Origin of the sequence: Blautia sp. AF26-2 (assembly GCF_003460955.1) — a bacterium.
Lineage (GTDB): Bacteria > Bacillota > Clostridia > Lachnospirales > Lachnospiraceae > Fusicatenibacter > Fusicatenibacter saccharivorans.
Genome location: NZ_QTWD01000014.1, coordinates 46,136 through 64,636, shown reverse-complemented (window position 1 = coordinate 64,636; position 18,501 = coordinate 46,136). Strand labels below are relative to the sequence as shown.

The window sequence follows — 18,501 nt, the reverse complement described above, 5'->3', positions numbered from 1 at the left end:
GGAATGAAAGAAAAGAAAAAAGTACAGACCGAGAACCAGGAGAGAATTAAAACTCCGTTTTCTGAGATGGTTCGAAAATTTAAAAAACAGAAAAATGCAGTAGTTGCGCTTTGTTTTATCATTTTTCTCATTTTCCTTGCGTTTTTCGGAAGCAAAATTGTGCCGTACGGAATCAATGAGTATGATTATAATGCGATTCTGCAGGGACCAAGTATGAAGCACCTGTTTGGAACGGATGAGTTTGGACGGGATCTGTTTTCCCGTATCGTCTGTGGAACCCGGATTTCACTTGCAGTCGGATTCGGCGCTGTTACGGTCGGTGCAGTCTGTGGTACCATTCTCGGACTTCTGGCCGGATATTACGGCGGATGGATTGATTCTATTATTATGAGAATCTGCGATGTCCTGTTTGCTTTTCCGGGACTGATTCTTGCAATCGCCATCGTGGCAATCCTCGGAAGCGGCATGACAAACGTTGTGATTGCGGTCGCTGTCTTTTCTACACCGACCTTCGCACGGCTTGTCCGAAGCAAAACGCTGACCCTGAAAAATTCCGTTTTTGTCCTGGCGGCACGGAACATCGGTGTTTCCGATGCGAGAATTCTGTTTCACCATATTCTACCGGGAGCCATTCCGGACATCATTGTACAGTATTCCATGTCATTTGGATCTTCCATTCTGACGGCATCGAGCCTTTCCTTCCTGGGAATGGGAGCACAGCCGCCGACACCGGAATGGGGACTGCTTCTTTCCAACGGAAGAAACTATATGACGAGCGCAATGTATGTGACGATTTTCCCGGGTCTTGCGATTTTCCTTACCGTACTGAGCTTTAATCTGTTAGGCGACGGACTTCGCGATGCACTCGATCCGAAACTTTCCGATTGATAAGGAGGAGCAGAAGTGGCTACTGATAACGTACTTGAGATAAAAAATTTACATACGTATTTCTATACCGATGGCGGTGTGATCAAAGCAGTAGACGGTGTCGATGTGGAGCTTCGACGCGGCGCAACGCTTGGCATCGTAGGCGAGTCGGGAAGTGGAAAGAGCGTGACATCCCTCTCTGTGATGGGATTACTGGCCGGAACGAAAGGAAAAATTGCTGACGGCGAAATCCTGCTGGATGGCGATGACATTGTAAAGCTGACGAAGGAACAGCAGAGAAAGCTGCGCGGAAGCAAGATTTCCATGATTTTCCAGGAACCGATGACCAGTCTGAACCCGGTCATGAAGATTGGAGACCAGGTGGCAGAATGCGTTCTGCAGCACGAAAAAATATCAAAAAAAGAGGCACTGAAAAAGGCAGAGGACATGCTCCGGAAAACGGGTGTTCCGCGTGTGGAGCATATGATGAAGGAGTATCCGTTCCAGCTTTCCGGCGGACAGAGACAGAGGGTCATGATTGCCATGGCGCTTGTATGCAAGCCGGAAATCCTGATTGCGGATGAGCCGACGACTGCGCTGGATGTAACGATTCAGGCACAGATTCTGGATCTGATGAATCAGCTGAAAAAAGAGACAGGTACATCCATCCTGTTTATTACACATGATCTTGGCGTCGTTGCAGAGGTCTGCGATGATGTTGCCGTTATGTACTGCGGCCGCGTGGTAGAGCGCGGAGATGTAAAAACAATTTTCGCCAATCCGTCCCACCCGTATACGAAGGGACTGCTGGGATCGATTCCGAGACTGGGAGACGCCGGAAAAGAACTGAAGTCGATTCCGGGTAACGTTCCAAACCCGAAATATATGCCGAAAGGCTGCAAATTTGAGCCGCGATGTCCATACGCTTCGGAAAAATGCCGCGAGGAAGAACCGGGATTTTTCCAGATCGAAGAAGGCCATATCAGCAGATGCTGGCTCTGCGAAAGCGGACAGCTCAAAACAGATCACGTAGAGAAGGCAGGTGACTAGGATGTCAGATACATTACTTAGAGTAGAGGATTTGAAAATTTATTATCCGGTTGCCGGAAGCGGATTTGGGAAAAAGGAATTCGTCAAAGCGGTAGACGGAGTTACCTTTGAGGTGAAAAAAGGCGAGGTATTCGGAATTGTAGGCGAGTCCGGCTGCGGAAAATCCACACTGGGAAGAGGCGTCTGCAAACTGGAAAATCTGACATCGGGCCATGTGTATCTGGATGGCGAAGATATTACAGAGTACAATGACCGGAGAATGCGTTCCATCCGGAAAAAAGTACAGATGGTTTTTCAGGACCCGTATGCGTCCCTGAATCCACGAATGTCCGTTTTTGATATCATTGCAGAGCCGCTGCTGGTGCATCATCTGTATCAGGATAAAGCGGATCTGGAAAAGAAAGTGCTGGATCTTTTGCACCGGGTAGGACTGGATGACTACCATGCAAACCGTTATCCACATGAATTTTCCGGCGGTCAGCGTCAGAGAATCGGAATTGCCCGTGCACTTGCGGTAGAACCGTCTCTGATCATCGCAGACGAACCGGTTTCGGCACTGGATGTGTCTATTCAGGCGCAGGTTCTGAATCTTTTAAATGAACTGAAGCATGACCTGGATCTGACCTATATTTTTGTTGCACATGACCTGAGCGTTGTGGAATACATCAGTGACCGTGTCGGCGTTATGTATCTCGGCAATTTCGTGGAGGTCGGAGAAAAAGAGAAAATTTACAGCAATCCGATGCATCCGTATACGCAGGCACTGCTTTCTGCAGTTCCGGTTCCGGATCCGACGGCAAAAAGAGAAAGAATTCTGCTTGAGGGAAGCATCCCATCCGCCCACAAGCCGCCGACAGGCTGCAAATTCCATACCAGATGTCCAAAATGCATGGAATGCTGCAAAACACAGGCGCCGGAGCGGTATGAAGTGGATGACGGACATTACGTATATTGTCATCTTTATGATAAAGAAAGAAGGGAACAGCAGAAATGAAGCTTTTTATCAGTGCAGATATCGAGGGCTGTGCCGGAGTGGCACTGACCGATGAAACACATAAGAAGGAAAGCGTATACCAGAGATTTGCAGAGGAGATGACCGAAGAGGTCGTTGCGGCATGCGAAGCAGCACATGAAGCGGGCGCGGATGAGATTGTCGTAAAGGACGGTCACGGAGATGCATCCAACATTGACCCGCTGAAAATGCCGGAGTATGTCACCCTGATCCGGGGAAAGAGTGGTCATCCGTATAATATGATGTATGGTATCGACGACAGCTATGACGGCGTACTGTATCTTGGATACCATGCACCGGCAGGAGATCCCAATTTTTCGATCAGCCACACATCGACAGGAAACAGCCTGTATATTCATCTGAATGGAAAAGTGATGAGTGAGTGCATGCTGAACAGCTATACAGCAGCATCACATCACGTACCGGTGCTGTTTCTTTCCGGAGATGAGGAGATCTGCCGTCAGGCCAAAGAACTGATTCCGGGCATTACGACAGTGGAAACGAAGCATGGTGTCGGTGCGGCAACGTGGTGCAAAGCGAAAGGAAAAGTGATATCCGAAATCCGGGAAGGGGTAAAAAAGGCAGTTGCCGGACAGAAAAAAGAGTGTCAGGTGGCTCTTCCGGAGCACTTTACATATGAGGTAACCTATAAAGACTGGAAAAAAGCGTACACGATGTCGTTTTATCCGGGAATGCAGAGGGTAGATACCTTCACAAATAAGCTGGAGACAGATCGCTGGATGGATATTGTCACAGCACACTGCTTTGTTGTATATTAAGAATATAAATCTGATAGAAACCCAAAGAAAAGAGGATAAAACAATGGATATAGAAATGTTTGGTAAGCTTTCCGATGCATTTGGACCAAGTGGATTTGAGGAGGATGTCATCCGTACCATAGCAGATTACTGCAAAGAATTTGATGTAGAAAATGACGCAATGAATAACCTGTATGTGCGGATGCCGGGAACAAAGCAGGATTCCCGTCCGGTCATCCAGCTGGATGCCCATCTGGACGCATGCGGTTTCATGGTACAGAATATCCAGGACAACGGATGCCTTGGCATTATCATGCTTGGCGGCTTTCATCTGACCAGCCTTCCGGCACATGCGGTATGGATCCGCACCAGATCCGGAAAAATGGTACATGGTATTATCTGCGCAAAACCGGTTCATTTCATGACAACAGCGGAACGCAGCAGTCAGACTCTGGAAATTGAAAAAATGTATGTGGATGTCGGAGCAACCAGCCGCGAGGAGGTTGAAAACGTTTTCGGAATCCATATCGGTGATCCGATGATGCCGGATGTAACCTTTGAATACGATGCAGAGCATGAAATCTGCTTCGGAAAAGCATTTGACAACCGTGCCGGTTGCGCGTGCATCGTAGATACGATGAAACAGCTGGAAAAGGAGCAGGCTTCTCTTGCAGTTAATGTTGTCGGTGCCTTTGCGGCGCAGGAGGAGGTCGGAACCCGCGGTGCTGTGGTAACGAGCCAGATTGTAAAACCGGATCTTGCCATTGTATTTGAAGGATCTCCTTCCGATGACTTTTTCATCAGCGCAGGACAGGCACAGGGCTGCATGAAGAAGGGTGTTCAGATTCGTATCCTGGACAACAGCTATATTTCCAATACGCAGTTTATTTCACTGGCCGAGGAAGTGGCAGCAAAATGCGGAATCAAATACCAGGAGAGTGTAAGAAGAGGCGGAAGTACAAACGCAGCAAAAATCAGCGTGACAGGAAAAGCAGTTCCGTGTCTGGTGCTTGGTGTTCCATCCCGCTATGCGCACAGCCATTACAATTTCTGCGCAAAAGAAGACCTGGAGGCAGCAAGCGCAATGGCAGCCAATGTCATTCGTGCTTTAGATGAGGAAAAGATCCGTCATATCTGCCATCAGGATGTACTGTAAAATATTCGATAACGAAAGAAAAAGCATGCCGGAAGCGGGTTCACAGGAAAGGTGAAGCCGTTTTCGGCATATCTGGTAAAAAAGGAGAGTTTACAAGTGAGAAAACCGATCATTGGAATCTTGGGAAATACGTATAAAACACAGCCGGGACTTTTTTCAAGTGCGGAGAGAATGTATGTCAACAGCGATTATATCGAATCAGTTCTGAATAACGGCGGAATTCCTATGGCAATTCCGGCAGTTGCCATGAAAGCGGATCCGGAAGGCATACTTGCTGTGTGCGACGGAATTCTGGTTCCCGGCGGAGAGGACTTAAATCCGTGGTATTATGGGGAAGAGCCAAAACCGCAGATCCAGACCATCCGCCCGGAGATCGACGAGGCATGGTTTGCACTTGGACGGGCAGCAAAAGAGATGGGAATGCCTATGCTTGGCATCTGCAAAGGAATTCAGTTTTTAAATGTCCTGTGCGGCGGTGATCTGTACCAGGATATCTATACACAGAAGGAAACTACAATTCTGCATCTGCAGTCCCTGGAGCGGTCGTATCTGCATCACCATGTAGAAATTAAAGAGGGAACCCATCTGGCAGAAATCCTTGGGGCGGGAACCCATGCGGTAAACTCCATGCATCATCAGGCAGTGCGTACGCCGGGAGAGGACATCGTGGTTTCAGCAACGGCGCCGGATGGAACCATCGAGGCGATAGAAAGCCGCAACGGACAGATTGTGGCCGTACAGTGGCATCCGGAAGGGCTGATCCACTCAGCGCCGGAGATGAACCGCCTTTTTGCGGATCTGGTAGAAAGAAGCAGCAGATACAGAGAGAAAAAGTAACGATTTGGAACCATGTAAAAGGAAAGAAAAACCGGGATGGGACTTTTGAACCGTTACGAAAAAATAAGAATGGATAAAGATGCGATTCTAAAAGCAGAGAGCAGGAATCGTTCGGGAGGCAAAAAAAGAATGAACAGAACAATAAGAGTATCGGCGGCGGGTGATATTCTGATTATGAAACGGCTTCTGCCGGGATATCAGGATGTTTTGCCGATTCGCGAATTTCTGATGCAGGGAGAGGTTCGGATGGCGAATCTGGAAACAACGATATCGGACGGCAGCTGTTACGCATCGGCGTATTCCGGCGGAACATGGCTGACTGCAGATGCGAAGTGTCTGGAAGATACCCTGCGTTACGGTTTTAATTTTCTTGGGATTTCGAATAATCATACGATGGATTATTCCTACGAAGGACTTGCATCTACGATCAGCGAACTGAAAAAAAAGGATGTGGCATATGCCGGAGCAGGCAAAAATCTTTACGAAGCATCGCGTCCTGCTATTCTGGACACAACAGCGGGACAGATTGCGGTGATTGATATCTGTTCTACCTTTGAAAATGCAGCCAGGGCGGGAAGCCAGACGGAACGGCAGCCTGGCAGGCCGGGCTTAAATCCGCTGCGCTTTTCGGAAAAATATACCATTACGGAGAAACATGCGCAGGATCTTGCAAAGATTGCAGAGGTGACCGGAATCAACGGACTGCGGGATCTGCACCGGCAGGAGGGATTTATCGCTCCGCTTCCCGAGGGTATCATGGAATTTGGCGGGAAAATGTTTGAAATCAGCAAGGACGGAACAGAGGGAAGAAGCTCCAGCCCGAATCCGATCGATGTGAAACGCACCGTCGATGCAATCCGGGAAGCGAAGATGACATGTGAGGCAGTCCTGGTTATGGTACATTCCCATGAAATCCGTAAGGACAATGACGAGGAAGCGGATTATTTTCTGGAGGAATTTGCACACGCCTGTATCGATGCGGGCGCCAGCGCGGTGATCGGGGGCGGAACGCATCAGCTGAAGGGAATCGAACTGTATCATGACTGTCCGATTTTCTACTGCCTCGGAAATTTTATTTTTGAAAATCAGTATGTACGCCTTCTGCCTGCGGACTACATGGAAAAATATGGTCTGAATATTCACACGGCAGCATCCATCGGAATCGCCAGGCGGCAGGAGCAGTCCTCACATTCCCTCTACGAAATTCCGGAGGTCTATCGGAGTGTGCTGCCGTATTTCGAGATCTGTCAGGGGAAATGCACACATTTGGAGCTTCTGCCGGTCGAGCTTGGTATGGACAGGGAAAACGCAGAAAAAAATATTCCGTACGTAGCAGACGAAAAAACAGCAGAAAAAATTGCAGAATATCTCACCCGCGTGAGCAAGAGATATGGAACAGAATGGGAATACAAAGAAGGAAGGATTGTACTTCATGCGTAAAAAATGGGAAATAGAAGAGGAATACCGAAACTTTTGCCGGAACAACAAAGAACTTGCGCTGCAGACGCTGCGGGAGCTGACACTGACCCCGACGGAAACGGGAAAAGAGGATCAGAGAATCGCATATTGCATGGAATGGATGAAACAGCAGGGCATGGAGTCAGTTCATACGGATGAGCTTGGAAATGTAATCTGGGAGTATCGGCCGGAACAGGAAAAGAAGGTTCTGTATACGGCGCATCTGGACACTGTGTTTTCGCTGGAGGAGCCGCTGGAGATTAAAGAAGACGGAATGATCTGGCGTTGTCCCGGCATCACAGACGATACCGTGAATGTCGTGATGCTTCTGATGGCGGCAAAATACGTTCATGAGACAGAGCCGGAGCTTCCATGCGGTCTGATTTTTGCAGCGGATCTGGGAGAAGAAGGGCTTGGCAATCTGTGCGGAGTTCGCGCGCTTGTCGACCATTATGAAAAAAATCTGTGTGGAATGGCAGCCTTTGACCTGTATCGGGATAAAATGTATCCCATCTGCATCGGGTCTGTCCGGTATCGGATTTCGGCAAAAACAAAGGGCGGTCATTCTTTCCTGAATTTCGGAAGAAAAAATGCCATTGCAGAGCTTGCGGGTCTGATCGGAGAGCTTTACCGTTTTCAGACGGATGCAGCATCTCATACAACATACAATGTGGGAAAAATAGAGGGAGGAACCTCTGTTAATACGATTGCGCAGGATGCCTCCATGCTGTTTGAATTCCGTTCGGAGGATTACAGGAGTCTGGAAGCCTGCGAAACATATCTGGAGGAAACCATAGCAGCACGCCAGAGTGAGGAGGTACAGTATTCCTGTGAGCTCGTCGGAAAGCGGCCGTGCGCAAGAGAAACCGATCCTGTCCAGATGGCACGTATGACGCGGTGCGCACAGAAAACGCTGAAAGCAGCCGATGGGGAAGAACCGGTATGCTCTGAAGCATCCACAGACTGTAATATCCCATTGTCGCGGCATATTCCTGCCATCTGTGTCGGTTTCTGCCGGGGCGGGGGAGCGCATACCAGAGAAGAATGGCTCGATGCCGCCAGCGTAGAAGATGGCATGTGTGCAGCCGTAGCACTCGTATGCCAGCTTCCGTGGATGTGCTGCGAGAGCAGAGTCGTTGTAAGGGACGGGATAGAGGACCCAAAAGAGAAAGAAGAAATCCGGCGGCTGCTGGAGCTGTGCGATCAGGATTTCGTTCCGCCGCTTTCCCACCGCAACAGTACATCCCAGACGAACTGGGCCGAGACAGAAGAAAAGACGGATGGAATTGCAGAATATCTGGAGAATATCTGCAGTCAGCATGTGGTGTTGTGGAAGGAAGAGGGAGTCGTGCGGGCCTTTATGACCTGGAAGGATCATTTTAACTGTGAAAATCTGGAAGCATATCCGGATTCCTGCTATCTGACCACCCTCTGCGTCTGGCCGGATTACCGCGGACAGGGAATTTCGGAGGTAATGTATGCAGAAGCAGAAAAGGACATCGCGGCAAAATTTCCGGGAAGCCGGATTACTCTCCGTACCTGGTCCACGAACGGGGCCCAGGAGCATATCCTGGACAAGCTGGGATATAGTCTTGTCCGGCGGCTGAAGGATGACAGGGGAGAAGGAATTGATACGGTTTATTTTGTAAAAAAGGAAGAAAACGACAGATGACATGGTGCTTGCAAATCGCAGCTGGAAGTGTCATAATCGGAAGCATAAGACAGCAAAAGGAGGGCTATAGCTATGCCTTGTACAACCATTTTAGTTGGAAAGAAAGCATCGTATGACGGTTCCACCATGATCGCGCGAAACGACGATTCCGGTGCAGGCCATTATACATCGAAAAAATTTGTAGTGATTCACCCGGAGGAGCAGCCGAGAACCTATAAAACCGAGATTTCTCATCTGACCATTGAGCTTCCGGACAATCCGATGCGGTACACTGCAGTGCCAAACGCAGAAAAAGGCGAGGGTGTCTGGGCGGCAAGCGGCGTGAATGCAGCGCAGGTCGGTATGACTGCGACCGAGACAATCACATCGAATCCGCGTGTGCTGGGTGCTGATCCGCTTGTCGTTTATCAGCCGGCGGAAGACGGAAAAGAAGAGGTTCCGGGCGGAATCGGCGAGGAGGACCTCGTTTATATTGTTCTTCCTTATATTAAAAGCGCCAGAGAAGGTGTCAAAAGACTGGGCAGCCTGCTGGAGCAGTACGGTACATACGAGATGAACGGCATTGCATTTCAGGACCACGATGAGATCTGGTGGCTGGAGACGATCGGCGGCCATCACTGGATGGCAGTGAAAGTGCCGGATGACCATTATGTGGCCATGCCGAACCAGCTTGGCATCGACCATTTTGATCTGGAGGATGCACTCGGCGAACAGAAGGAATATATGTGCTCAGCAGACTTGAAAGAATTTATTGAAACATATCATCTGGATCTTTCTATGGATGGAAATTTTAATCCGCGCGATGCCTTCGGAAGCCACGATGATTCCGATCACGTTTACAATACACCGCGTGCCTGGTTCATGGAGCGCTGTCTGAACCCGCACACGAAAAAATGGGACGGACCGGATGCCGATTACACACCGGTATCTGACGATATTCCGTGGATGATGGTTCCGGAGAAGAAGATCACCGTAGAGGATGTGAAATACGTACTGTCCTCCCACTATCAGGGAACACCGTACGACCCGTATGCCGCATACGGCGATAAATCGTGGAAAGGGGCATACCGATCCATCGGTGTCAACCGGACCGATTTCCTTTCTGTCATCCAGATGCGCCCGGATCACAAAGGAGACAACGGCATTTTGCAGTGGATTGCATTTGCGTCAAATGCATTCAATGTGCTGGTTCCGTTCTACACCGATGTGACGACAACACCGGAGTATCTTTCCAACACAACGGGAGAGGTTTCCACAGATAATTTCTACTGGGCAAGCCGCATGATAGCAGCAATGGCAGATGCATCCTATAAGTCTTCTATCTTCCACATTGAGCGGTATCAGGAAAAGGTGATGGCAAAAGGCCATGCACTGATCCATCAGTACGATGCGCTGCTTGCAGGGGAGACAGACGAAACAAAACAGACACAATTGAGAGAAGAAGCAAACAACAAAATCGCTGAAATGCTGAAAAAAGAGACAGGTGCAACACTGCACAAGGTACTCTTTGAACTCAGCAACCAGATGAAAAACGCGTATTCCAGATCGGATGCGTAAGGCTTTTTTTAGGGAAAGAATAGGAGAACGGTTCTGCGCGCAGGAAAAATTGCGCGCAGAACCATTTCCTGTCCGGAACCGTCTCAAACAAACAGGGTGTTACAGCTCGCCGGACACCGGTGAACGATACGATCCTGATAAAAAATCTCAGCGTACTTTGGTGAATTTTGTTGACAACAGGCAGTTCCTGTGATACAATAAACCAGCGACATGGAAGAAGGTCTTTTTTTTATGCCTGAAATTGCTGAAGTACGAGCAGCAAAAGCAGGGCAGAAATGAAGAGACCGCCGCTGATCCGCAAGGATCACAAGCGATAACGCAAATACACAGTGGAGGTGGAAGTCGTGCGCGTAAAAATCACATTGGCATGTACTGAATGCAAACAGCGTAATTACAACATGACAAAAGAGAAAAAGAACCATCCTGAGAGAATGGAGACAAAGAAGTACTGCAGATTCTGCAAAAAGCACACAATGCACAAAGAAACCAAATAATCTTTGGTAAGAGGTGATCCAATGGCAGAAACTGAAAAAAAAGCATCCAAAAAGAGCTGGTTCAAGGGCTTGAAAGCAGAGTTCAGAAAAATCATCTGGGTTGACAACAAAACGCTGGGCAAGCAGACCGTTGCAGTCGTAGCGATCTCTGCAGTAACCTGCGGGTTAATCACCCTGGTTGACAGCGCTGTAATCGAGTTCGTCAATTTATTGATCAAATAAGGATAAAGGTGTCAGAATGTCAGAAGTAAACTGGTATGTAGTCCACACCTATTCGGGCTATGAAAACAAAGTAAAAGCCAATATTGAGAAAACAATTGAGAACCGTCATCTTGAGGATCAGATTTTGGAAGTACGTGTTCCTATGGAAGAAGTTGTTGAAGTCAAGAACGGAACCAAGAAACAGGTACTCCGGAAATTGTTTCCGGGCTACGTTCTGATCAACATGATCATGAACGACGATACCTGGTATGTTGTCCGCAATACCAGAGGTGTTACGGGCTTCGTAGGACCGGGATCCAAGCCGGTACCGCTTACGGATGAGGAAATGGTGAACCTTGGAATCACCGGTGGTGAGGAAAAGGTTGAGCTTGACCTTGAAGTCGGCGATGCAGTCGTTGTAACAGGCGGCGCATGGAAGGATACAACCGGACTGATTCAGAGTATCAACGATACAAAACAGATGGTTACCATCAATGTTGAGCTGTTCGGCCGCGAAACGCCGGTAGAAATAAGTTTCGCAGAAGTCAAGAAGATGTAAGAAATGCCCCAGGGGCGTTTCGTGGGAGGGAAATTCCCGCAATTACCACATTTATTTAGGAGGTGCCGTAAAATGGCAAAGAAAGTTACAGGATATATCAAATTACAGATTCCTGCTGGTAAAGCAACACCAGCACCACCGGTTGGACCTGCACTTGGACAGCACGGAGTAAACATCGTACAGTTTACCAAAGAGTTCAACGCAAGAACAGCAGATAAGGGAGACCTGATCATCCCTGTAGTTATCACTGTATATGCAGACAGAAGTTTCAGCTTCATAACCAAAACTCCTCCGGCAGCAGTTCTGCTTAAGAAAGCCTGCAACCTGAAATCTGGTTCCGGCGTTCCGAACAAAACGAAAGTTGCTACTATCTCTAAGGACAAAGTTCGTGAGATCGCAGAGATGAAGATGCCAGACCTGAATGCAGCAACTGTTGAGGCAGCTATGAGCATGATCGCAGGTACCGCAAGAAGTATGGGTATCGTTGTAGAGGACTAATTTAGAAGAAGAGTTTACATCTTCTCGTATTGACGTGGGAGGGAGATTCCCGCAACTACCACCAGGAGGTTATTAGACAATGAAACATGGTAAGAAATATTTAGAGGCTGCAAAAGCAGTTGATCGTAGCATTCAGTACGATCCGGCAGATGCTATTTCCACAGTTAAGAAATTAGCTACTGCTAAATTTGACGAGACAATCGAAGTTCACATCAAAACTGGTTGTGACGGACGTCACGCAGACCAGCAGATCCGTGGAGCAGTTGTTCTGCCGCACGGTACCGGAAAACAGGTTCGTGTCCTTGTTTTCGCTAAAGGCGCAAAAGCTGATGAGGCTGTTGCAGCAGGTGCAGAGTTCGTTGGAGCTGAGGAGCTGATCCCGAGAATCCAGAACGATGGCTGGTTTGATTACGACGTTGTTGTTGCTACACCGGATATGATGGGTGTTGTTGGTCGTCTGGGCCGTGTACTTGGACCGAAAGGTTTAATGCCAAACCCGAAGGCTGGTACCGTAACTATGGATGTTACCAAAGCCGTTAAAGAGATCAAAGCAGGTAAGATTGAGTATCGTCTTGACAAAACAAACATTATCCACGTGCCAATCGGAAAAGCTTCTTTTACTGAGGAGCAGTTAAGCGACAACTTCCAGACGCTGATCGGTGCAATCAACAAAGCAAAACCGGCTACTCTGAAGGGACAGTACCTGAAGAGCGTTACTCTGGCTCCTACTATGGGACCTGGAGTTAAGGTTAATACTTTGAAGCTTGCATAATAAATGAAAGAATGAGAACCCCCGGGGCTGTAATGGCTCCGGGGGTTCTTTGCGTTGAAAAACGGACGCAGGGGAAAGGCGAATTCCGATTCCTTAAGAAAGAGCTTTATTTCAATGGGAAATAATTGAAAAAGATCAAAATAGTGTTAGAACATGAAAATTAAGATCAAGTATTCTGCCGGAAATGTTAGTATAATGCTAAGTAGAAAGCAAACGAAAAGAGCAGAGCCCATGCATGCGTTTGGAACGGCGGGTTCTGGAAAGGGAGGTTTTTATGCAGTATTTTGAGAAACAGGGAAATGCGCTGATTTTCCGGCAGGATGGGGAGACGGTCCGGGTGGAGCCGTGGCAGAAGGACAGTCTTCGGGTGAGAGGTACACTTCTTTCGGAGATAGAAGAGGGAAGCATTGCACTGCTTGATCCGGAACCGGTGGAAGCGGAAATTGAGCTGGTGGATGAACGGAAAGCGACGATCAAAAACGGTAAAATCCAGGCGGTTCTCGAGGTTCAGCCGTGGGGACAGAAGCTGCGGATTACGTTCTTAAATCAGAAGGGCGAGGTGCTGCTCTCCGAGATCGCGAACGGCGGAGCGCTCTGCCTGCGCGCACACGATTACCGTGCATTGAAGGGCGGCGCTTATCAGCTGAAAGTATCCTTCGATTCCAACCCGGATGAGAAGATTTACGGTATGGGACAGTATCAGCAGGAGCGAATGAACCTGAAGGGATGCAACCTGGAACTGGCGCACCGTAATTCGCAGGCGAGCATTCCGTTTTATGTATCGAGCCTTGGCTACGGCTTCCTGTGGCACAATGCAGCGGTCGGTGAGGTTCATTTCGGAACGAACACAACGGAATGGCTGGCACGCACCACAAAGCAGCTCGACTACTGGGTAACCGCAGGCGATACCCCGGCAGAAATTGAAGAGCACTTTGCAGATGCCATTGGTAAAGTTCCGATGATGCCGGAGTACGGCCTTGGCTTCTGGCAGTGCAAACTGCGCTACTACAATCAGGAGCAGGTACTGAATGTGGCACGCGAGTACAAAAAACGCGGCATTCCGCTGGATGTCTTTGTCATCGACTATTATCACTGGCCAAGATGCGGTGATTATCGTTTTGATGAAGAATATTTCCCGGATCCGAAAGCAATGATCGACGAGCTGCATGAGATGGGCATCGAGACGATGGTTTCCATCTGGCCGCAGATCGACTGGAGAAGCGAGAATTACGAAGAAATGAAACAGCAGGGACTCCTCGTGAAGAGCAACGCAGGTGTTGATGTACAGATGCTGTTCCATGGAAATAATGTCTTCCTGGATGCAACAAATCCGAGAACAAGAAAGTATGTATGGGAGAAAGTAAAGAAAAATTATGCAGATCTCGGCATCCGCACCTTCTGGCTCGATGAGGCTGAACCGGAGTTTTCAACCTATGAGTACGAGTGCTACCGCTACGCCGCAGGCCCGGTGGAAGAGATCGGAAATATTTATCCAAGAGAGTATTCCCGTATGTTCTACGAGGGCCAGAAAGAGAGCGGCCAGGAGGATATCGTCAACCTCGTCCGCTGTGCATGGCTCGGAAGCCAGAAATACGGAGCCCTTGTGTGGTCCGGCGATATTTTCTCAACCTACGAGGACTTCCGCAAACAGATCTGCGCAGGCCTTCATATGGGATTGTGCGGCATTCCGTGGTGGACAACCGATATCGGCGGATTCCACGGCGGTGTGACCGAAGATCCGGACTTCCAGGAGCTGCTTGTGCGTTGGTTCCAGTTTGGTACCTTCTGCCCGGTTATGCGTATTCACGGAAACCGAGGACCGAGAGAAGAAATCATCAACAAGGCTGGCGAAGTGCGTGAGGGAACCGGAGCTGACAACGAGGTATGGAGCTTCGGAGAGAAAAATTATGAAATCCTGACAAAATTCATCGGTGTCCGCGAAAAAATGCGCGATTACACGAGAAGCCTGATGGCAGAAGCACACGAAAAAGGAACACCGGTCATGAGAACGATGTTCTATGAGTTCCCGGAAGATGCAGCATGCTGGGACATCTCCGATGCTTACATGTTCGGCTCCGACATCCTTGTAGCACCGATTGTCCGGCCAAAAGCAACGAGCCGTACCGTTTATCTGCCGGCCGGTGCGTCCTGGACGCTGGCAAATACCGGTGATGTTTATGAGGGCGGAAAAGCCTACGAAATCGAGGCGCCGATCGAAACACTGCCGATCTTCCTGCGCAACGGAAAACAGGGATATCTGGTGGGAGAGATCTGATTTAACCGAATCAAGTAAGTCACCTGCTTCGAGTACGAAAAGTAATAAGCAGTGGTTGGGGACTTGCCTGTATCAGGAGGAATGCAAGCTTCTTCTGATAAACTGCGGAGCAGTTATTTGGTTATGGGCAGGCAGCCAATGCGGATTGCAGATAGCTGCATGAAAAAAGAAAAGGAAAAGGGAAAAGCATTCCAGAAGATCGATAAGATCCAAAGGAATGCTTTTCCGATGTTATAAATCAATCACGGATCCGAAAAGGGGATTTTAGCCTTGTTCCGCATATGGGCAGGCGGACAGAAAAACTTACGGAAGCGGATGGCCTGCCGCCAGATACAGCTCATACCATTCTTCCCGCGTCAGCGTAATAGCACATGCCGCGATAATCTCTTTCAGGCGGTTTTCGCTTGCCGTACCTGTGACAAGCTGCATATTTGCCGGGTGGCGCAGAATCCACGCTGCCGCAATCGTGGTATCACTGACGCTGTATTTTTCGGCCAGTGCACGGATTTTCCGGTTCAGTTCCGGGTACTCGTCGCTTCCAAGAAAACATCCTTTCCATGATGGCATCTGGAACGGAGACCATGCCTGCAGGGTAATATCGTGCAGACGGCAGTAATCGAGCAGACTGCCATCGTGGTCAACCGAACCCGGTGTTTCCATGTTCACTTCCATGCCATTTGCAACAAGGTTGGAAACCGGAATGCTGAACTGTACCTGATTGACAACGAGTGGCTGGCGGAGATATTTCTGCAGAAGTGCAATCTGCATCGGCTTGTGGTTGGAAACACCGAAATGGCGGACCTTTCCGCTCTCAAACAGAACATCAAACGCTGCTGCAACTTCTTCTGGCTCTACGAGGGCGTCCGGGCGGTGAAGCAGCAAAAGATCGAGGTAATCCGTCTGCAGACGTTTTAAAATACCATCGACGGATTCCAGGATGTGGTCTTTCGACAGATCATAGAAGCCCTGGCGGATGCCGCATTTGGACTGGAGAAAAATATCCTCCCGTTTCAGGGACGGATCGCCGGAAAATGCCTCACCGAACACAGTCTCGCTCATGCCGCCGCCGTAGATATCCGCGTGATCAAAGAAATATGCGCCCTGCTCCAGCGCGGAGTGGATAAAATGATTCATCTCGTCCTTCGATTTTTCGGAAAGCCGCATGCATCCGACTGCAATGGAAGGAACTTTTCGCAGGTGATTGCCTAAAATTGTTTCTTTCATAGTAGAATTTTCTCCTTTGCAATGCTTCTGTATTCGCAGAGGTTTTCGTAAAGCAGGCGTGGAAGGACTCTGGAAGTACAGAAAGAATAGTAATTACGTTGCTTCTAATATATCATTTAAGTGCACTTGAAAGTCAATGGTTTTTGAAGGAAAGAGAATAAAAAAATCGCCGGAATCGATCAGGATTCGACCAGAACACAGAAAATCCGTATTTTGTTAACAAAATCGGAACAAAATCGACAACAAAGTTTACTTGCATTTTCGGAAAAATGATGTAAGATAGGGGTATTCGAAAAAAAGATCCGACAGGATCTGTGAAGTGGTATTGAATCAGATAATGGAGGTTTTGCGATGGATGCAAAAATAATAGCCGGAATCCTGGCCGCGGGAGGCGCAGCCTTAGCTGTCGGCGGCATATATAGCATGAATAAGAAAACAGGTTATTTTAAAAAGGGAAATTCCGTCCGATACGATGTTTCCCGTATTCCGTTTAAAAAAACAAGTCCGTTAAAAGGAAAAACAGTTGTATTTTTGGGATCCTCCGTGACGAAGGGCTTTGCTGCCCACAACAATTCGTTTGCGGAGTACATAGCGAAGAAAGACAGCTGTACCTGCATCAAAGAAGCGGTCAACGGAACCACGCTGATTGATAATGGTGAGGATTCCTACATCGAGCGTATGCGCGACAGGCTTGATCCAAAGCAACAGGTGGATCTTTTTATCTGCCAGCTGTCCACTAACGATGCAACACGCAACAGCCCGCTCGGTGAAATTTCGGAATCCCGCGATCTGGAGAGCTTCGATGTCGAAACTGTCTGCGGCGCGATTGAGTATATCATTGCATATGCAAAAGAAACGTGGCATTGCCCGGTGATGTTCTATACGAATCCACAGTATGATTCCAAGCCGTACGCGAAGATGGTAGAGGCGCTTCTGAAAATTCAGGAAAAATGGCAGATCGGTGTGATCGATTTCTGGAATGACGAACAAATCAACCGTGTTTCCCCGGAAAAACGAAAACTGTATCTTCAGGATCCGATTCATCCGATGAAGGCCGGCTATGCCGAGTGGCTGGTGCCTGTGATGGAACAGCGGATTGGTGAATATCTGGAACAGCAGGTATAAGCAAAGAGGAAAATAAAAATACTTTCGTGGTTTCTTTTGAAAAGATTCCGCGAAAGTATTTTTTGATTTACAGGAAACTTCGTTGAATTTTCCTGTAAATTAAAAAAGCCCTCCGGGCAGGATCGCACTGCGGCGGAGGGGAATTATGTCGCCAAAGCGACCCGCCGCAGGCGGAGAATCCTGCCGTAGCAGGATTCTTTCTTTTCTACGAGAACAGTGAGGCGGGATCCGCGCCTGCATTTTCCGCGTTTTTTCGTTTCTTACGGATCCGGAACTGTTTGAAAATGCCACAGATGGCAGCGTAAAGCTCCGGTTTTAGTTCTTCAAGCGGAACCGGCTGCTGGTACAGGATAGCGTTGTAGCTTGTACCGCTTACAAGCTCCAGAATCATATAGAACATCAGCTCTGGTGAACGATACGTATATGCTGCATGAGAGAGCAGAGATTCATAGATAGTGTAGATGGCCGGCGTGTCGGCAAACGGAGCAAAGGTAAGAGAATTTTTGAAGAATCCCCAGCTCAGATGCTTGGAAATAAGCGTCACGAGGCTGTGGTTGGCGGCAAACTGGTCGAGGATATTGTCGGTGATAAAAAGCACCTGCTCTTCAAAATCATGGATATCCGGGTGGCGCAGCAGATCTGAGTAGGCGGCCTGAAATACCTGACTCGCCTTATGTGCAATCAGATGATTCCGAATATCGTACTTATCTTTGAAATAAAGATAGAAGGTACCTTTTGCAACGCCGGCGTTATTCACGATATCCGAAATGGATGTTTTACTGAAGCCGTTGTTGATAAAAAGTGAGAAAGCAGAGTCCAGAAGGGACTCACGTTTCATTTGTTTGTTGTTGTCAATTTTTCCCACAGAGAGTCTCCTTTCCTGAAAAATATCACATCATGTGTCATTTACTTAACTACAATTATAGTTAGAATACATGGAAACTGTCAAAGGGAAAATGACTAATTTTCTCATTTTTGTGACTATG

General features: G+C 48.3%; 18 protein-coding genes. 16 read left to right on the top strand and 2 right to left on the bottom strand.

Going from position 1 to position 18,501, the window contains the following annotated elements:
* The first annotated feature begins 3 nt into the window (after positions 1–3).
* The 15 genes from DWY63_RS15835 to DWY63_RS15765 all read left to right on the top strand — a co-directional run bounded on the left by DWY63_RS15835 (position 4) and on the right by DWY63_RS15765 (position 15,166).
* Positions 4–888, top strand: coding sequence for an ABC transporter permease subunit (locus tag DWY63_RS15835; RefSeq protein WP_055226724.1), 885 nt, complete (start codon positions 4–6; stop codon positions 886–888).
* A gap of 15 nt (positions 889–903) precedes the next feature.
* Positions 904–1,917 carry an ABC transporter ATP-binding protein gene (locus tag DWY63_RS15830; protein WP_117761727.1) on the top strand — a complete coding sequence of 338 codons (1,014 nt, stop codon included), beginning with the start codon at positions 904–906 and terminating at the stop codon, positions 1,915–1,917.
* Between the two features lies 1 nt (position 1,918).
* A complete protein-coding gene (locus tag DWY63_RS15825) occupies positions 1,919–2,911 on the top strand; it encodes an ABC transporter ATP-binding protein (RefSeq protein WP_055219243.1) in 993 nt (330 codons plus the stop codon).
* On the top strand, positions 2,908–3,708 hold the full coding sequence (locus DWY63_RS15820) for a M55 family metallopeptidase (protein WP_117802603.1): 801 nt from the start codon (positions 2,908–2,910) through the stop codon (positions 3,706–3,708). Before DWY63_RS15825 ends, DWY63_RS15820 begins: the two co-directional genes overlap by 4 nt.
* A gap of 43 nt (positions 3,709–3,751) precedes the next feature.
* Positions 3,752–4,843 (top strand): M42 family metallopeptidase, encoded by a 1,092-nt coding sequence (locus DWY63_RS15815; protein WP_117802602.1) that lies wholly within the window; start codon positions 3,752–3,754, stop codon positions 4,841–4,843.
* Positions 4,844–4,939: 96 nt separating this feature from the next.
* Positions 4,940–5,680 (top strand): gamma-glutamyl-gamma-aminobutyrate hydrolase family protein, encoded by a 741-nt coding sequence (locus tag DWY63_RS15810; RefSeq protein ID WP_055219249.1) that lies wholly within the window; start codon positions 4,940–4,942, stop codon positions 5,678–5,680.
* Between the two features lie 129 nt (positions 5,681–5,809).
* A complete protein-coding gene (locus tag DWY63_RS15805) occupies positions 5,810–7,120 on the top strand; it encodes a CapA family protein (RefSeq protein ID WP_119188878.1) in 1,311 nt (436 codons plus the stop codon).
* Positions 7,113–8,810, top strand: a complete 1,698-nt coding sequence (locus DWY63_RS15800; RefSeq protein WP_158568385.1) for a M20/M25/M40 family metallo-hydrolase — start codon at positions 7,113–7,115, stop codon at positions 8,808–8,810. The genes DWY63_RS15805 and DWY63_RS15800 overlap by 8 nt, the downstream gene beginning before the upstream one ends.
* A 72-nt stretch (positions 8,811–8,882) precedes the next feature.
* The gene (locus DWY63_RS15795) at positions 8,883–10,367 is read left to right on the top strand and encodes a C69 family dipeptidase (protein WP_117802600.1); all 1,485 of its coding nucleotides are present in this window, start codon (positions 8,883–8,885) and stop codon (positions 10,365–10,367) included.
* 344 nt (positions 10,368–10,711) lie between these two features.
* Positions 10,712–10,861 carry a 50S ribosomal protein L33 gene (gene rpmG, locus DWY63_RS15790; protein WP_055219257.1) on the top strand — a complete coding sequence of 50 codons (150 nt, stop codon included), beginning with the start codon at positions 10,712–10,714 and terminating at the stop codon, positions 10,859–10,861.
* Between the two features lie 21 nt (positions 10,862–10,882).
* On the top strand, positions 10,883–11,083 hold the full coding sequence (gene secE / locus DWY63_RS15785; RefSeq protein ID WP_022463243.1) for a preprotein translocase subunit SecE: 201 nt from the start codon (positions 10,883–10,885) through the stop codon (positions 11,081–11,083).
* A gap of 16 nt (positions 11,084–11,099) precedes the next feature.
* Entirely contained in the window at positions 11,100–11,621 is a 522-nt protein-coding gene (gene nusG, locus DWY63_RS15780) for a transcription termination/antitermination protein NusG (protein ID WP_022463244.1), read from the top strand.
* Between the two features lie 72 nt (positions 11,622–11,693).
* Positions 11,694–12,119 (top strand): 50S ribosomal protein L11, encoded by a 426-nt coding sequence (gene rplK / locus DWY63_RS15775; RefSeq protein WP_022463245.1) that lies wholly within the window; start codon positions 11,694–11,696, stop codon positions 12,117–12,119.
* 79 nt (positions 12,120–12,198) lie between these two features.
* Complete coding sequence (gene rplA, locus DWY63_RS15770; RefSeq protein ID WP_022463246.1) at positions 12,199–12,891, top strand: 50S ribosomal protein L1; 693 nt, start codon at positions 12,199–12,201, stop codon at positions 12,889–12,891.
* A 274-nt stretch (positions 12,892–13,165) separates the two neighbouring features.
* On the top strand, positions 13,166–15,166 hold the full coding sequence (locus DWY63_RS15765) for a glycoside hydrolase family 31 protein (RefSeq protein WP_117802620.1): 2,001 nt from the start codon (positions 13,166–13,168) through the stop codon (positions 15,164–15,166).
* 303 nt (positions 15,167–15,469) lie between these two features.
* Here DWY63_RS15765 and DWY63_RS15760 read toward each other — a convergent pair whose 3' ends face one another.
* Positions 15,470–16,390 carry an aldo/keto reductase gene (locus DWY63_RS15760; RefSeq protein ID WP_117802599.1) on the bottom strand — a complete coding sequence of 307 codons (921 nt, stop codon included), beginning with the start codon at positions 16,388–16,390 and terminating at the stop codon, positions 15,470–15,472.
* A gap of 351 nt (positions 16,391–16,741) precedes the next feature.
* Here DWY63_RS15760 and DWY63_RS15755 point away from each other — a divergent pair, with 351 nt between their 5' ends.
* On the top strand, positions 16,742–17,515 hold the full coding sequence (locus tag DWY63_RS15755) for an SGNH/GDSL hydrolase family protein (RefSeq protein WP_117509910.1): 774 nt from the start codon (positions 16,742–16,744) through the stop codon (positions 17,513–17,515).
* Positions 17,516–17,720: 205 nt separating this feature from the next.
* On the opposite strand, the gene DWY63_RS15750 is transcribed toward DWY63_RS15755, so the two are convergent.
* On the bottom strand, positions 17,721–18,380 hold the full coding sequence (locus DWY63_RS15750; protein ID WP_117509909.1) for a TetR/AcrR family transcriptional regulator: 660 nt from the start codon (positions 18,378–18,380) through the stop codon (positions 17,721–17,723).
* Between the last annotated feature and the right edge of the window lie 121 nt (positions 18,381–18,501).

Excerpts from the sequence above, each read along its gene's own strand:
- DWY63_RS15835 (WP_055226724.1), top strand. The coding sequence starts at position 4 with ATGAAAGAAAAGAAAAAAGTACAGACCGAGAACCAGGAGAGAATTAAA.
- DWY63_RS15825 (WP_055219243.1), top strand. The coding sequence starts at position 1,919 with ATGTCAGATACATTACTTAGAGTAGAGGATTTGAAAATTTATTATCCG.
- DWY63_RS15820 (WP_117802603.1), top strand. The coding sequence starts at position 2,908 with ATGAAGCTTTTTATCAGTGCAGATATCGAGGGCTGTGCCGGAGTGGCA.
- DWY63_RS15815 (WP_117802602.1), top strand. The coding sequence starts at position 3,752 with ATGGATATAGAAATGTTTGGTAAGCTTTCCGATGCATTTGGACCAAGT.
- DWY63_RS15805 (WP_119188878.1), top strand. The coding sequence starts at position 5,810 with ATGAACAGAACAATAAGAGTATCGGCGGCGGGTGATATTCTGATTATG.
- DWY63_RS15800 (WP_158568385.1), top strand. The coding sequence starts at position 7,113 with ATGCGTAAAAAATGGGAAATAGAAGAGGAATACCGAAACTTTTGCCGG.
- DWY63_RS15795 (WP_117802600.1), top strand. The coding sequence starts at position 8,883 with ATGCCTTGTACAACCATTTTAGTTGGAAAGAAAGCATCGTATGACGGT.
- secE (WP_022463243.1), top strand. The coding sequence starts at position 10,883 with ATGGCAGAAACTGAAAAAAAAGCATCCAAAAAGAGCTGGTTCAAGGGC.
- nusG (WP_022463244.1), top strand. The coding sequence starts at position 11,100 with ATGTCAGAAGTAAACTGGTATGTAGTCCACACCTATTCGGGCTATGAA.
- rplK (WP_022463245.1), top strand. The coding sequence starts at position 11,694 with ATGGCAAAGAAAGTTACAGGATATATCAAATTACAGATTCCTGCTGGT.
- rplA (WP_022463246.1), top strand. The coding sequence starts at position 12,199 with ATGAAACATGGTAAGAAATATTTAGAGGCTGCAAAAGCAGTTGATCGT.
- DWY63_RS15765 (WP_117802620.1), top strand. The coding sequence starts at position 13,166 with ATGCAGTATTTTGAGAAACAGGGAAATGCGCTGATTTTCCGGCAGGAT.
- DWY63_RS15760 (WP_117802599.1), bottom strand. The coding sequence starts at position 16,390 with ATGAAAGAAACAATTTTAGGCAATCACCTGCGAAAAGTTCCTTCCATT.
- DWY63_RS15755 (WP_117509910.1), top strand. The coding sequence starts at position 16,742 with ATGGATGCAAAAATAATAGCCGGAATCCTGGCCGCGGGAGGCGCAGCC.